This is a genomic window from Aeromonas sp. FDAARGOS 1418, from assembly GCF_019048585.1.
GTDB classification, from domain to species: domain Bacteria; phylum Pseudomonadota; class Gammaproteobacteria; order Enterobacterales; family Aeromonadaceae; genus Aeromonas; species Aeromonas caviae.
Genome location: NZ_CP077387.1, coordinates 3889484 through 3903130, shown reverse-complemented (window position 1 = coordinate 3903130; position 13647 = coordinate 3889484). Strand labels below are relative to the sequence as shown.

The window sequence follows — 13647 nt, the reverse complement described above, 5'->3', positions numbered from 1 at the left end:
GACGGGCGCACTATATCACAAAGGATTTGAAACTGTTAACCGCCTGTCGACAGGAAATCCACAACCAGTTTGTTGAACAAAACCGGCTTTTCCGCGTGCAGCCAGTGACCCGTGCCAGCGATGACGCGTGCCTTGGCGGCCGGGAACTGGGCCATCGCGGCCCCGGTGTATTCGGGCAGCATATAGTCGGAGTCGCCCCCCTTGATGAAGAGTGTCGCGCCTTCGAAGCGGCGTTCATCGTCGGGCCAGCCCATGATGTTGGCGTAGTTGCGCTCAAGGGCCGGTACGTTGAAACGCCACCCCCATCCAGACTCCCCTTTGGCGAAGGATTTGAGCAGGAACTGGCGCACCCCGGCGATCTCGATGTGCTCGGCCAGCATGGCTTCCGCCTCGCTGCGGCTCTGGGGGGGCGTGGCCAGCGTGGCATTGAGCCCGGCAAACACGTTCTTGTGGCGGGCGTGGGGATAGGCCACCGGGGCGATGTCCGCCACTACCAGCTTGCTGACTCTGTGAGGGGCCTGCTTGGCGACCTGCATGGCGACCTTGCCCCCCATGGAGTGACCCACCAGGGCCACCTGTTCAAGTCCAAGATGGTCCAGCAGGGCCAGGATGTCCGCCGCCTGGGCCGGGTAGCTCATCTCGTCCGAGTGAAAGGAGGCGCCGTGATTGCGCAGATCGACGCTGATGACCCGGTATTGTTCGCTGAGGGGGCGTGCCAGCAGGCCGAGGTTGTCCAGGCTGCCAAAGAGGCCATGGATCAGCACGACAGTCGGGCCTTCGCCCTGCTCCTTGAAGTTCAATCGTGGGTATTGTTGCAAAATGACACCTTATCGGTCGTGGGCTCTATCGCCATAATTTTTAACACACTGAAAGAAAAGGATTTCATTCCTGGTGGGGGATTTTTTTGTGGTTTTTTTTCAAAAATATCTCCCCGGGATCGGCTATCAGTGCGGGGGATCACACACTTGGCCCGTCATTATGCCGTATTCTCAAGGAGATTCATGCACATCTGTCCGCCCCTTGCTTGGGCTGCCGGGTCTGCCTATGTATAATCGCCGCATCCGAATTTCGACGAGTCCAGCGCATCCCTATGAAAACCATCGAGCTTGATGACGATCTCTACTTCTTTATCGCGAGCCAGACCCGGCACATCGGCGAGAGTGCGTCCGATATCCTGCGTCGCCTGCTGGAGCAACCCGCCCAGGCTGGCACGGCAACCGTGGCGGCCACGCCTGCGACGCAACCGCAACCCGTGGCTGATGCCCTGGGGCTGGAGGCACTGCTGGATTCCGGCGAGCTGCAGAAAGAAGAGAAGTCCATCAACCGCTTCATGCTGGTATTGAGCACCCTCTATCGGGACAACCCGGAAGGCTTCACCCAGGCGACCGAGATAAAAGGGCGCAAGCGCGTCTACTTCTCCCGTGACCCGGAAGCGCTGCGTGCCAGTGGCAGCACCACCAAGCCCAAGCCGGTACCGGAGACCCCGTTCTGGGTGATCACCAATACCAATACCAGCCGCAAGCAGAACATGGTGGCCCAGCTCATGAACAGCATGGGTTATGACGAGGATCTGACGGCTCGGGTGTGCGGCGCCGTTTAACCCATCAATGACTTCAGGCCTTGCCGGGCAAGGCTCAGCTCAAGGAAAACGCCATGGCACAGCATTCCCACGCCGGTCAGCCGGCTCGTCTTTGCGATCTGACCAACATTCCCCGTCTGGTCAGCGCCTACTACCTCAACAAGCCGGACATGAGCCGCCCTGAGCAGCGGGTCGCCTTCGGCACCTCCGGTCACCGCGGCAGCGCCCTGCACAGCGCCTTCACCGAATCCCACATTCTGGCGGTGACCCAGGCGCTGGTGGAGTACCGCCAGCAGGCCGGTATCACGGGGCCGCTGTTCGTCGGCATGGATACCCATGCGCTGTCCGAATCCGCCTTTGCCAGCGCGGTGGAAGTGCTGGCGGCCAACGGTGTCGAGACCCGCATTCAGGCTGGCCTCGGCTTCACGCCGACCCCGGTCATCTCCCATGCCATCCTGCGTCACAACGCAGGCAAACCCGTGGCCCAGGCGGACGGCGTGGTGATCACCCCGTCCCACAACCCGCCGGAAGACGGTGGCTTCAAATACAACCCGCCCCACGGCGGTCCTGCCGAAGGCGAGATCACCAAGTGGGTGGAAGACCGCGCCAACGCGATCCTGGAAGCGGGCCTGGCCGGCGTGAAGCGGATGCCGTTTGCCGAGGCCCTCAAGAGCCCGTTCGTGGTGGAACACGACTATGTCACCCCTTATGTGGATGATCTCGAAAACGTGCTGGATCTGGCCGCCATCAAGCAGGCTGGCATCAAGATCGGCGTGGATCCGCTGGGTGGCTCCGGCGTCGCCTACTGGGACGTCATCGCCAGGCGATACGGTCTGGACATCGAGGTGGTGAACTACAAGGTCGACCCGACCTTCTCCTTCATGACCCTGGACAAAGACGGCAAGATCCGGATGGACTGTTCCAGCCCGTTCGCCATGGCGAGCCTGATTGCTCTGAAAGACAAGTTCGACATCGCCCTTGGCAATGACCCTGACTACGACCGTCACGGCATCGTCACCAAGGCGGGCCTGATGAATCCGAACCACTATCTGGCGGTGGCCATCCAATATCTGTTCACCCACAGAACCGGCTGGCCCAAGGGGGCGGCCGTCGGCAAGACGCTGGTCTCCTCTTCCATGATCGACCGGGTGGCCGGCGAGATCGGGCGCACCCTCAAAGAGGTGCCGGTCGGCTTCAAGTGGTTCGTGGACGGTCTCTACAGCGGCGAGTTCGGCTTTGGCGGCGAGGAGAGCGCGGGTGCCTCCTTCCTGCGCAAGGACGGTACCGTCTGGACCACCGACAAGGATGGCTTCATTCTGGCGCTGCTGGCGGCCGAGATCCTGGCGGTGACCGGCAAGGATCCCCAGGCCCACTACGATGCGCTCGAAGCCAGATTCGGCCGCTCCAGCTACCGCCGCATCGATGCTCCGGCCAACAGCGCCCAGAAGGCGGTGCTCTCCAAGTTGGATCCGGCCCTGGTGGAAGCCTCCACCCTGGCTGGCGAGCCCATCCTCGCCAAGCTGACCAAGGCGCCGGGCAACGATGCCGCCATCGGCGGCCTGAAAGTGGTGACCGAGAACGGCTGGTTCGCGGCGCGCCCCTCCGGTACCGAGTCCATCTACAAGATCTACATGGAGAGCTTCAAGGGGGAGGCGCACCTGGACCTCATCCAGCAGGAAGCCCAGCAGATCGTCTCCGCCGCCCTGGCCAAGGCAGGCGTTTGACCCTTACGGCAACAACCCATGTGAAAGAGGAGCCCTGGTGGCTCCTCTTTTTTTGTGTCGGGTTGACTGCGGATCAGCCGTTGTCGACGCTGCCGGTGGCGGCCTTGCGGTTCTGCCAGCGCTTGAGGAAGGAGCGGGCCGGCAGCTTCATCAGGAAGAGAGAGAGCAGGATGATGCCGATGCCGAGCCACTGACGGCCATCCAGGGTTTCTCCCACCATCAGCACACCGCAGGAGACCGCCACCATGGGATTGGTGAGGGCCAGCATCCCCATCACCTCCGGGCCATGGCGTTTGAGTCCCCAGAGCCAGGCCCAGTAGGCCAGGGCCGTGTTGAGGATCACCAGCCAGATAAGCCCGGGAGTGGCGTCAGCCCGGGGCAGGGGCATGGGGCCGGCCAGCCACCAGGCCAGCGGGATCAGCATCAGGCCGCCCAGCAGCAGCTGCCAGGCGGTCAGAGCCAGCAGATCGTCCACCGGCCAGCGTTGCATCCAGCGGCTCGACTGGCCGATGAGCAGGGTGGCGAGCAGGGCGCACGCCACGCCGACGGGATCCAGATTGGCAGAGGGATTGAGCAGCAAGAGCACCCCGACGAGCCCCATCACCCCCAGCAACAGCCACTTGATCGTCGGTCTGACACCGTCTTGCAGCCAGGCCAGCCCCATCAGGATGAGGGGCAGCGTCGCTCCCAACGTACCCGCCACGGCGCCGGGCAGGCGAAACGCCGCCACGAACAGCAGGGCGAAGAAGGCGGTGATGTTGCAAAACGCCAGCAGGAACTGCCTGCTCCAGACGAGAGGCGGCCTGCGGGGATGGAGCAACAGCAGCAGCACCCCGGCGGGGAGGGCGCGCCACACGGCCACCCAGTAGGGGGAGTAGTCGGTCAGGTAGAGACTGACGACGGCATAGGTGCTGCCCCAGAGCAGGGGGGCGAGCAGGGCGATCAGCCGCGGCATGGTTATCTCGCAAAAAAGTATCTTTAAGTAAAGATACATTAGCCGCGAGTTGGTTTATTATCAAGTATCTTCATGTAGAGATAATGGAGCCCGAATGGAGAGTGATCATGTAGATCAGCTGCTGGCCCAGTGGGCCCGGCAGCGCCCGGACCTCGACTGCACCCCCATGGGGGTGCTGGGGCGGGTGGCGCGCATGGCGGCGATCGCCGGGCGCGAAGTGAGCGAGACCCTCAAGGAGTGCGGTCTGCTGGGGTCCGATTTCGATATCCTGGCGACCCTGCGTCGGGCCGGCGAGCCGCTGACCCCGACTGCGCTCTACCAGTCCGCCATGCTGAGTTCAGGGGCCATGACGGCCCGGCTCGACAAGCTGGAGCAGCGTGGCCTGATAAGACGTGAAGCCTCCCCCGATGACAGGCGCAGCCTGCTGGTCTGCCTGACGGCGCCGGGGCGGGAGCTGGTTGACCATGCGGTGGAACAGCACGTGGCGAACGAGCGCCGCCTGCTGGCCCCATTGACCTTGGCCGAACAGGAGCTGCTGGCCGCCCTGCTCAAGCGCTGGTTGCTGGAGAACGAATAAAAAAACGGGCCTGCGGGCCCGTTTTCGTTGGCATTGAGGCTGACTCAGTAGCCGCCTCTGGCATCCCTGACGGCAAGGCCAAGCTGCCATACCGCCATGGCGTAGTGGGTGCTGTGGTTGTAGCGGGTGATGGCGTAGAAGTTGGGCAGGCCGTACCAGTACTGGTAACCGGTGCCGACATCCAGACGCAGCAGGCTCGCCTCCTTGTGGTTGCCCAGATTGCCGGTGGGAGTCAGCCCGGCACCGCGCAGGGTGGCCACCGGGTAGCGGGTCTGGAAGCCGTGCTCATAGCCCGGCAGCTGTCCCTGGCCGCGTACTGCCACCGGCTGCCCTTTCTCCCAGCCGTGGGCCTTGAAGTAGTTGGCCACGCTGCCGATGGCATCCACCGGATCCCACAGGTTGGTGTGGCCGTTGCCGTTGAAGTCCACCGCGTAGTTGCGAAAACTCGACGGCATGAACTGGCCGTAGCCCATGGCCCCGGCATAGGAGCCCTTGGGTTCGGTGGGATCCATCCCTTCATCCCGGGTCATCACCAGGAAGGCTTCCAGCTCGCCGGTGAAGAAGTCGGCGCGGCGCGGGTAGTCAAATGCCAGGGTCGCCAGGGCGTCGAGAATGCGCGTCTTGCCCATCACCCGACCCCAGCGGGTCTCCACCCCGATGATGCCGACGATGATCTCGGGTGGCACCCCGTAGATCTGCTGCGCCCGGTTGAGTTCACTCTCGTATTCACGCCAGAAGTTGACGCCGTTCTGTACGTTGTCCGGGGTGATGAACTTGGCGCGGTAGCGGTTCCAGGCGCCGGTCGGACCGGTGGGCGGTCTGGTGGTAGGGGCCTGGGCGTCCATCAGCTTGATGATCCAGTCATAACGCTCGGCCTGGGCCAGTACCCGGTGCAGCTCGGCGCTGTCGAAGCCGTGCTTTTGCACCATCCGCTGCACGAAGTTGTCCACGTTGGAACGATTGGCGAAGTCCCCCTTGCTGACCCCGGGCTGGCTCACCTGTCCGTAGAAGGGTTTGCTCGGCGGCGTCTGGTTGATGAAGGCGCTGTTGGGCTGGGGTTTGACCACGGGCTTGGGCGCCGGCGTGCTGCTGCAGCCGTAGATCAGGGGAAACAGGGAGAGGACACAGACAAGGCGACGCATAGGGTTCTCGTGAGCCTGAAAAAGAGTGCCGTCATGGTAAAACATTGGCGTGCAGGCGCAAGTGCTCCGTGCCGGCGTGCCCCCCGGGATCCCGTCAGCGCAGGGTGTGGTAGCCGCTCCAGATCCGGGTCAGGGTCGTGATGGCACAGAGCAGGGCGAAACCGAAGGCCAGTGGCACGAAGGCGGCGGGCCAGAGGCACATGAGCACGAAGAGGACGATGGTTTCGCTCCCCTCGGTGAGCCCGCCCAGATAGTAGAGGGATTTGTGGTGGTAGACGGGGCTCTCGATGCCCCGCTTGCCCGCCATGATGGCAAAGGCCAGAAAGCTCGATCCCGTGCCCATGAAGGCGAACAGCAGGGTGGCGGCGGCCAGGGCGTTGGCCGGGTCGGCGAGGGCAAAGCCCAGCACCACGGCGGCGTAGAAGATGAAATCCAGCGTGATGTCGAGAAACCCGCCGCAGTCGGTGATGCCCGTTTCCCGCGCCACGGCGCCATCCAGCCCGTCCAGCAGCCGGTTGAGCAGAATCGCCGCCAACGCCCACTGATAGCAGCCAAATGCCAGCAGCGGCAGCGCCAGCATGCCGATGAGAAAGCCGGCGAGACTCACCTGGTTGGCGCTCACCCCGGCCCGGCACAGGGGGCGGGCGAGCGCGGCGAGGGGGCGGCGGATAACCGGGATCAGGTGGCGATCAAACAAGGTGGTGCTCCTCTTCTGGGATGGCTGGGGGGATCAGCTGCAAGATGGTACCCGGCGCATCCTCTTCGTCGTGGGTCACCAGCAGGGCGGGGATGGCCTGCGTGCGCAGGCGCTCGAACACCAGGGTTCTGAATGCCGCCCGCAGCGGCTTGTCGAGGCGGGAGAAGGGCTCGTCCAGCAACAATGCCCTGGGCTCGGCCAGCAGGGCACGCAGCAGGCTGACGCGGGCTTTCTGGCCGCCGGAGAGCGCCCCGGGCAGCTTGTCCGCCTGAGCCTCCAGCCCGACCTCGGTCAGCGCCTCGCGGGCCCGGGTCTGCCTTGCCGCCATCCCCTTGAGATGCGCCGGCATGCCGAACATCAGATTTTCGGACACCGTCAGGTGGGCAAACAGCAGGTCATCCTGAAACAGGATGCCGACCCCCCTCTCCTGGGGGGGCAGCGGGGTGAGGCGATGTGTGCCGAGCAGGATGTCCCCGGTCAGCCGGATGGGGCCCCCGGGTGGCAGCACTCCCGCCAGGGCCGCCAGCAGGGAGCTCTTGCCACAGCCGCTCGGTCCCATCAAGGTGAGCACCTCGCCCGGGGCCACCCTGAGGGGGGGGAGCGTCAGCAGGGGGGCGCCGTCGAGGAAGAGGGTGAGTGCGGAGGTATGCAGCATCGGGTCAGGGCCTCAGGGCGGGGTTGATGCGCCGCGGCAGCCAGAGCGCCAGGGCATAGATGAAAAGGGGCAACAGCAGTTGCAGCAGGCCGTAGAGCCCCGCCAGCCGTCGGTTGAGGCCGCTGCCGATGGCCACCGCCTCCGTGGTGATGGTGACGACCCGCCCGCCCCCGAACAGCAGGGTCGGCAGGTATTGAGCCAGGCTCACCGCCGCCCCGACACCGAAGGCGAACAGCAGGGGACGGGCGAGCAGGGGACCCTTGACTCGCCACCAGGCCCCCCAGGGGCTGGCCCCGAGCGTGAGGGCCACCCGGGTGAGGCGCTCGTCGAACTGGCGATAGGGGCCGTGCAGGCAGAGATAGACGTATGGAAAGACGAAGATCAACTGGCTCCAGAGTACCCAGCCAGGGCCTATGCCAGTGAAGCCCAGCCCGTCGGTCTGAAGGCGCAATCCAAACAGCAGGCTGGCCTGGGGCAGCAGCAGAGGGAGGCAGACAAGCCAGAGGGTGCGTGTGGCGCGGCGCGCAGGCAACGCCTCGAGGCAGAGCACCGTCAGCAGCAGGGAGAGCGCGGCGCAGAGCAGGGCCAGCCACAGACTCTGCCACAGCAGCGGGCCCAGGCTCGGCAGCAGAGCCAGCCAGTGGTGACTGCTCCATTCGCTCGGCCAGAGGGCGGGAAAAGACCAGCGCCGGGTCAGGGACCAGAGCAGCAGGGCGGCGAGCACCAGCAGATTGGTCAGGAGCAGCCCCCACACGCCGATGCGGGCAATGAGTGCGGGCCAGGGCGAGGCGGGGGCGCGTCGCCCATCCAGCCAGCGTGCCTTGCCGAGGGTGAGGTGGGCCCGCTCCAGCAGCCTGAGGGCGCCAAGCAGCAGCAGGTTGAGGGCGAGCAGCAAGAGGGCGCCGCTGGCACTGGTGCCGCGCCAGGCGGGGTCGGCATCCTGATACCAGAGCCAGAGTCGCACCGCAAGGGGCGGCGGGGCATCCGGCCCCAGCAGCAGGGCGAGATCCACCACCGCCAGACCATAGGCGGCCACCGCGTAGAGGGGCAGTCGCAGGGCGGGCCAGAGGGCGGGCAGCAGCAGGCGCCACCAGATCCGGGGGGCACTGAAGCCGAGGCTGGCCCCCAGCCACTGCTGGCGCGCCACCTTGGCGGGATCCAGTGCCGCCAGCGCCATCAGCAGCAGGAAGGGGGTCTCCTTGAGGATGAGCACCACAATGAGGCCAAGCCCCCAGGGATCCTTGAGGGTTTGCCAGTCCGGGGGCTGATGGATGAGGTCAAGCAGGGGAGCGACGAGGCGCAGCAGCCAGCCGGAGGGAGCGATCAGAAAGGCGATGCCGATGGCAAAGGCGACGTGGGGAAGCGCCAGCAGGGGGGAGAGCAGGCGGCGCAGCCAGCGCATCCAGGGACGCCCGTCCCCCTGGGCGAGCAGCAGGGCGGTGGCGCCGAGGGTCCCCAGGGTGGAGGCGCCCGCCACCCAGAGGCTCAACCCTGCGGAGTGCCAGAGTCCGGGCTGGGGGAGCAAGAGGGATAGATTGGCGGGGGTGAGCCCCTCGATGACCAGCAACAGCAGGCCCCCGGCGAGCGGGATCCCCAGTAGCAAGGCTCCCAGCATCAAAAAGGGCAGCAGGAGGAGAAGAGGGGCGCGCGCCTGCATGATGGATCAGTGGCCGTAGCGCTCGGCCCAGGCCGCTTCCAGCCGGGTTTGCCAGCTGGGGTGGGGCTCTGCCACCCCCTTGAAGCGCAATGCCGGACGGGTCTGGCCTGGCAGTGCCTCCTGGCGCAGCACGCTGGGATCCCCCCAGAAGGCGGGGTCGCTCTTGCGCGCCTGGGCGGCGGGGCTCAGCAGGAAGTTGACCACCACCTTGGCCCCGGCCCGGGCGGAGGCATTGAAGGGGATGGCGAGGAAATGGCTGTTGGTGAGCGCCCCTTTTTCCATGGCGATGGCCTGGACGGTGGGGGGCAGGGTGCCGTTTTGCACCGAACTCTGGGCTTCCCCCGGGTTGAAGCTGATGGCCATGGCCAGCTCGCCGTCATCGAGCAACTGCCTGGTCTCGGCGGCGCCGGTGGGGAAGAGCCTGCCCTTTCGCCAGAGCGCGGGGTGAAGCTGGTCGAGCCAGGCCCAGAGAGGGGCGGTGATGCGAAGGAAGTCGGCATCGGTCGCCTCCCGATAGAGGGGCGCCGGATCCGGTGTCAGCTCCAGCAGGATCTGCTTGAGAAAGCTCGAGCCGTGAAACTGGGGAGGCTTGGGGTAGGTGAAGCGGCCGGGGTGAGCCTTGGTCCAGGCCAGCAGGGCGGCCGCCGAGGTGGGAGGAATGTCTACCTGGTCGCCATCCACCATCAGATTGAGCTGGCCTATGCCCCAGGGGGCCTCGAGCCCCTCTACCGGCACGGTGAAGTCTTCACTCACCGGCAGGGCGGTGTCCACCAGGGCCATGTTGGGCAGCTCGTCGGTAAAGGGGGCCCCCAGCAGCCCCTGCTCCTTGAGCGCCTTGAAGTTCTCGCCGTTGACCCAGAGCAGGTCGATGGGGCCGTTCGACGTCTTGCCAGCCTGTTTGCCGGCCAGCAACTGGCTCACGCTCTGGGCGATGTCATCCACCTTCACCTGCACCAGCTCGACCTGGTACTGGCGAGCGATCTCCTGCCTGGCCCACACCAGGTAGGCGTTGATCTCGGGGCTGCCCCCCCAGGCGTTGAAGTAGACGGTCTGCCCCCTGGCGGCCAGCAAGGTCTGCTGCCACGATGCGTCATTGGCGTGGAGCGGGGAGGCCAGCAGCAGGGGGACAGCGGCCATCAGGGGACGGAGCAGGGCGCGAAGTCGGGTCGTGAACATGATGGTTGCCTCGTCAGAGTCAGGCGCCGCGGCGCCAGCGGTGATAACGGGCCAGCAGCGCCAGCAGGCGCCCGGGCTGGCGGGCACGGCGCCAGGCGCCAGCCACGTACTTGTTCCCCTCCATCAGGGTGGGGTAGGGGTGAACGGTGGCGAGGATCTTGCCAAGTCCCAGGCGGTGGCGCATGGCGAGAGCAAACTCGGCGATCCGCTCGCCGGCGTGAGCACCCACTATGGTGGCCCCGAGTATCCTGTCACGGCCCGGCACCGTCAGCACCTCGACAAAGCCCCCTGACTCGCCGTCGGTGATGGCTCTGTCCAGCTCGGCCATCTCGAAGCGGGTCGACTCGAAGGGGATGCCTCGGGCCCGAGCCTCTTTCTGGTTGAGGCCGACCCGGGCTATCTCCGGACTGGTATAGGTGGCCGCCGGCATGACCCTGTAGTCTGCCCGAAAGCGCCTGAACTGGCCAAAGAAGGCGTTGATGGCGGCATACCAGGCCTGATGAGCGGCAAAATGGGTGAACTGGTAGGGGCCGGCAACGTCCCCCACCGCCAGGATGCTGGGGTAGTTGGTGGCGAGGAAGCCGTCGATGGCCAAGGTGCCGCCGGGGGCCAGTTCAACCCCCAGCGCCTCCAGCCCGAAACCGCTGACGTTGGCCTCCCGGCCAAGGGCCAGCAGCAGCTGGTCCCCCTCAACCACCAGCGTCTCGTCCCCCCGGCGCAGGTACAGCCGGATGGGCAGGTTGGCGCCTTTACCGTCCATATACCCGGCCGAGGTAGCCTGCCAGCCGAGGTGCAGGGTGACACCGTCGTGCTCCAGCTGTGCGGCCAGGGCCCCGGCGACGTCCCTATCTTCCCGGGGCAGCAGCTGAGGGCCTTGCTCCACCAGGGTGACGGGGATATCGAGCAAGGCCAGGCTCTGGGCCAGCTCGCAGCCGATGGGGCCTCCTCCCAGCACCAGCAGATGGCGGGGGGGCTCGCGCAGTCGCTGCCAGATAGTGTCGGAGGTGAGGTAGGGAACCCTGTCCAGCCCTGGCAGTGCGGGTACCCGGGGTCGGGCGCCGGTGGCGATCACGATATGACGGCTGGTCAGGCGCTTGCCGTTGACCTCCACCTCCCAGGGGGAGGTGACTCGCGCCCGCCCCTGGATGCACTCCACCCCAAGTCCTTCATAGCGCGCCACCGAGTCGTGGGGTTCGACCTCCTCGATGACCCGGGCGACCCGCGCCATCACGGCGGCAAAGTCGGCGCGGCTCTGGCTCGGGGTAAAACCAAGCTCCCCGGCCTTGCGCTGTTCAATAGCGAAGCGGGCGCTTCGGATCAGCGCCTTGGAGGGGACGCAGCCGGTATGGAGGCAATCCCCCCCCATCCTGTGCTGCTCGATGAGGGCCACTCTGGCTTTCACCGCGGCGGCGATGTAGCTGGTGACCAGGCCTCCGGCACCGGCGCCTATCACCAGCAGGTTGTAGTCAAAGCGCGCCGGCTTGCGGTAGGGGGCGTGCAACCGGTAGAGGGCGAGACGGCGCTGCAAGGCACGCATCAGCCAGGGCATCAGGCCGAGCAGGGTCAGGGCGGCCAGCAGGTCGGGGGAGAAGAGGTTGCCTGTGCTGGTGAGGGTAGCCAGCTCGCTCCCCGCCAGCACGTAGACGAGGGTGCCCGGCAGCATGCCGAGCTGGCTGACCCAGTAGTAGGTGCTGACTCTGATGGGGGTGAGCCCCATCACCAGGTTGACCAGAAAGAAGGGGAAGAGGGGGATGAGGCGCAGGCTCAGCAAATAGAAGGCCCCCTCCTTTTGCATGCCGGCCTGAACGCTCGCCAGCTTGTCGCCAAAGCGCGTCTCGACCCAGTCCCGCAGCAGGAAGCGGGCACTGAGAAAGGCCAAGGTGGCGCCGAGGGAGCTGGCAAAGGAGACCAGCAAGAGCCCCCACAGGATGCCGAAGACGGCGCTGCCCGCCAGGGTGAGCAGGGCCGCCCCCGGCAGGGAGAGGGCGGTGGTGAGCACATAGATCACCAGAAACAGCAGGCTGGCTGCGACAACATGGCGGTCGACCCAAAGGGTCAGGCGCGCCTGGTGTGCCTGCAACTGGGTGAGGCTCAGATAGTGGTCAAGGTCGAGGGCAAAGAAGGTGCCGACCAGGGCCCCCATCGCCAGCAACAGCAGCAGGCGTGCCTGGTTCATCCCTGCCCCTTGTCGAGGGGGCGCTCGGGTTGCACCGGCAACTGGCAGAACCCCTGGGGAGCGATGTCGAGAGCGGCATTGAACTTGGCGGACATGTTCTGGAAGGCGATGAGGCCGGTGAGCTCCACCAGGGCGTCGTCATCGAACCAGGGCTTGAGGCGAGCGGCCTGCTCGTCGCTCACGCCATCTAGCCCGGTCATGGCCTCGGCATAGTCCAGCACGGCCCGTTCCCGCTCGTCGAACAAGGGGCTGTCGCGCCACCGGGCCAGCGCCTCCACCTTGTCGCTGGAGCCTGCCCGCTTGACGAGGGTCATGGCGTTGATGTCGACACAGAAACGACACCAGTTGAGCTGGGAGACCCGCACCGTCACCAGGGAGCGCAGCACGGGGTCGATGGGGGAGCGCTTGCGGTTGATGACGCCGTAGAGGGTGGCGACCGCGGCGAACAGCCTGGGGGAGCGCCCCCAGCACTTGCCCGGGATCAGCACCTGACCGTAGTTGCGTTTCTGCAGCCAGAAGAAGGGGCGGATGAACCAGGCGTAGGCCCGGTCCGGTTTGACCTCAATGCGCATCTTGTTCCTCTTTGAGCTTCTCCATCTTGGGCTTGTAGGCCCCGCCCAGACGCTCGTTCAACCGATTCAGGAAATCGATGATCCGTGCCCGGTTGACCCCCAGATCGCTGCGCCCCTGGCGCGAGGCGGAGCGCATGTCGATACGGGTCTCTTTGGGCCCGGCAAAGACCCGCAGGGCCACGTCATCCTGAAACCCGAACCAGCCGGTGGTGACGACGGCATCGATACCCTCGCTGCCCGGATGAACCTGCCAGCCCAGCTCCGTCATCAGTTCCTCGGCTTCCGCGAGCACTTCGACCGGGGATGCCCGGGTATAGAGAGGACCGGGGTTGCTTGGAAATACTTGCAGGGGCGGGGGGGAGATCGGGAGATCCTCCGGGCTTCTGAGCAGCTCGGCCCACTGGAGCCGTGGCGGATGGTAGGGATCCGTGCTGACGTCGTTGGTGAGGGGGGAGCGCAGCGCCTGGACGAGAAACAGCAGGGGCAACAGCAGGGGAGTGATGCCCCAGATATCCGGCCAGAGGTTGGTGGTGCGGCGATAGCGCCAGGGCAGGCGCAGCAGCAGCACGAGGCTGAGGAGGGCGCTGGCGAGACAGAGGATGAAGCCGAGCCACCAGGGCCAGAGATGGGCGCGGCTGCCAAGGGCCCCGCAAAGGGGCAATAGCCAGGTCAGCAGCGGCCACCACAAAGAGCTGTGCATAAGAGGGATCCACGGGTCAGGATGGAACTATGCCCAG

Annotated in this window: 13 protein-coding genes; 3 read left to right on the top strand and 10 right to left on the bottom strand. The window is 65.8% G+C overall.

Annotated features, from left to right (window positions below; genetic code table 11):
* Positions 1–35: 35 nt before the first annotated feature.
* The gene (locus tag I6L48_RS18165; protein WP_042878126.1) at positions 36–800 is read right to left on the bottom strand and encodes an alpha/beta fold hydrolase; all 765 of its coding nucleotides are present in this window, start codon (positions 798–800) and stop codon (positions 36–38) included.
* Positions 801–1090: 290 nt separating this feature from the next.
* On the opposite strand from I6L48_RS18165, the gene seqA reads away from it, so the two are divergent.
* Together seqA and pgm are read left to right on the top strand one after the other, a co-directional pair.
* Positions 1091–1600, top strand: coding sequence for a replication initiation negative regulator SeqA (seqA, locus tag I6L48_RS18160; RefSeq protein ID WP_039039836.1), 510 nt, complete (start codon positions 1091–1093; stop codon positions 1598–1600).
* 53 nt (positions 1601–1653) lie between these two features.
* The gene (gene pgm, locus I6L48_RS18155; protein ID WP_010674109.1) at positions 1654–3303 is read left to right on the top strand and encodes a phosphoglucomutase (alpha-D-glucose-1,6-bisphosphate-dependent); all 1650 of its coding nucleotides are present in this window, start codon (positions 1654–1656) and stop codon (positions 3301–3303) included.
* 73 nt (positions 3304–3376) lie between these two features.
* Here the strand turns inward: pgm and I6L48_RS18150 are convergent, their stop codons facing one another.
* Positions 3377–4258 carry a DMT family transporter gene (locus tag I6L48_RS18150; RefSeq protein WP_216987571.1) on the bottom strand — a complete coding sequence of 294 codons (882 nt, stop codon included), beginning with the start codon at positions 4256–4258 and terminating at the stop codon, positions 3377–3379.
* Between the two features lie 94 nt (positions 4259–4352).
* Here I6L48_RS18150 and I6L48_RS18145 point away from each other — a divergent pair, with 94 nt between their 5' ends.
* Positions 4353–4835, top strand: a complete 483-nt coding sequence (locus tag I6L48_RS18145) for a MarR family winged helix-turn-helix transcriptional regulator (protein ID WP_041212713.1) — start codon at positions 4353–4355, stop codon at positions 4833–4835.
* 44 nt (positions 4836–4879) lie between these two features.
* Here I6L48_RS18145 and mltB read toward each other — a convergent pair whose 3' ends face one another.
* From mltB to I6L48_RS18105, 8 genes are all read right to left on the bottom strand, one after another.
* Positions 4880–5977 carry a lytic murein transglycosylase B gene (gene mltB, locus I6L48_RS18140; protein WP_042878123.1) on the bottom strand — a complete coding sequence of 366 codons (1098 nt, stop codon included), beginning with the start codon at positions 5975–5977 and terminating at the stop codon, positions 4880–4882.
* A 94-nt stretch (positions 5978–6071) separates the two neighbouring features.
* Positions 6072–6674 (bottom strand): CDP-alcohol phosphatidyltransferase family protein, encoded by a 603-nt coding sequence (locus tag I6L48_RS18135; RefSeq protein WP_042878120.1) that lies wholly within the window; start codon positions 6672–6674, stop codon positions 6072–6074.
* Positions 6667–7329 carry an ATP-binding cassette domain-containing protein gene (locus tag I6L48_RS18130; protein ID WP_042878118.1) on the bottom strand — a complete coding sequence of 221 codons (663 nt, stop codon included), beginning with the start codon at positions 7327–7329 and terminating at the stop codon, positions 6667–6669. Before I6L48_RS18130 ends, I6L48_RS18135 begins: the two co-directional genes overlap by 8 nt.
* Positions 7330–7333: 4 nt before the next feature.
* Positions 7334–8986: an ABC transporter permease gene (locus I6L48_RS18125; protein ID WP_139739579.1), complete on the bottom strand. Its 1653-nt coding sequence runs from the start codon at positions 8984–8986 to the stop codon at positions 7334–7336.
* A gap of 6 nt (positions 8987–8992) precedes the next feature.
* The gene (locus tag I6L48_RS18120) at positions 8993–10123 is read right to left on the bottom strand and encodes an ABC transporter substrate-binding protein (RefSeq protein WP_225160049.1); all 1131 of its coding nucleotides are present in this window, start codon (positions 10121–10123) and stop codon (positions 8993–8995) included.
* A gap of 58 nt (positions 10124–10181) precedes the next feature.
* Positions 10182–12338: an FAD-dependent oxidoreductase gene (locus tag I6L48_RS18115; RefSeq protein WP_216987570.1), complete on the bottom strand. Its 2157-nt coding sequence runs from the start codon at positions 12336–12338 to the stop codon at positions 10182–10184.
* Positions 12335–12910 carry a carboxymuconolactone decarboxylase family protein gene (locus I6L48_RS18110; protein ID WP_039039829.1) on the bottom strand — a complete coding sequence of 192 codons (576 nt, stop codon included), beginning with the start codon at positions 12908–12910 and terminating at the stop codon, positions 12335–12337. Before I6L48_RS18110 ends, I6L48_RS18115 begins: the two co-directional genes overlap by 4 nt.
* Positions 12900–13610 (bottom strand): DUF1499 domain-containing protein, encoded by a 711-nt coding sequence (locus tag I6L48_RS18105; RefSeq protein ID WP_042878111.1) that lies wholly within the window; start codon positions 13608–13610, stop codon positions 12900–12902. The genes I6L48_RS18110 and I6L48_RS18105 overlap by 11 nt, the downstream gene beginning before the upstream one ends.
* Positions 13611–13647 lie beyond the last annotated feature (37 nt).

What these genes read in the sequence shown, in the direction of transcription:
- seqA (WP_039039836.1), top strand. Translation starts at nt 1,091, where the DNA reads ATGAAAACCATCGAGCTTGATGACGATCTCTACTTCTTTATCGCGAGC.
- pgm (WP_010674109.1), top strand. Translation starts at nt 1,654, where the DNA reads ATGGCACAGCATTCCCACGCCGGTCAGCCGGCTCGTCTTTGCGATCTG.
- I6L48_RS18150 (WP_216987571.1), bottom strand. Translation starts at nt 4,258, where the DNA reads ATGCCGCGGCTGATCGCCCTGCTCGCCCCCCTGCTCTGGGGCAGCACC.
- I6L48_RS18145 (WP_041212713.1), top strand. Translation starts at nt 4,353, where the DNA reads ATGGAGAGTGATCATGTAGATCAGCTGCTGGCCCAGTGGGCCCGGCAG.
- mltB (WP_042878123.1), bottom strand. Translation starts at nt 5,977, where the DNA reads ATGCGTCGCCTTGTCTGTGTCCTCTCCCTGTTTCCCCTGATCTACGGC.
- I6L48_RS18130 (WP_042878118.1), bottom strand. Translation starts at nt 7,329, where the DNA reads ATGCTGCATACCTCCGCACTCACCCTCTTCCTCGACGGCGCCCCCCTG.
- I6L48_RS18125 (WP_139739579.1), bottom strand. Translation starts at nt 8,986, where the DNA reads ATGCAGGCGCGCGCCCCTCTTCTCCTCCTGCTGCCCTTTTTGATGCTG.
- I6L48_RS18120 (WP_225160049.1), bottom strand. Translation starts at nt 10,123, where the DNA reads ATGGCCGCTGTCCCCCTGCTGCTGGCCTCCCCGCTCCACGCCAATGAC.
- I6L48_RS18115 (WP_216987570.1), bottom strand. Translation starts at nt 12,338, where the DNA reads ATGAACCAGGCACGCCTGCTGCTGTTGCTGGCGATGGGGGCCCTGGTC.
- I6L48_RS18110 (WP_039039829.1), bottom strand. Translation starts at nt 12,910, where the DNA reads ATGCGCATTGAGGTCAAACCGGACCGGGCCTACGCCTGGTTCATCCGC.
- I6L48_RS18105 (WP_042878111.1), bottom strand. Translation starts at nt 13,610, where the DNA reads ATGCACAGCTCTTTGTGGTGGCCGCTGCTGACCTGGCTATTGCCCCTT.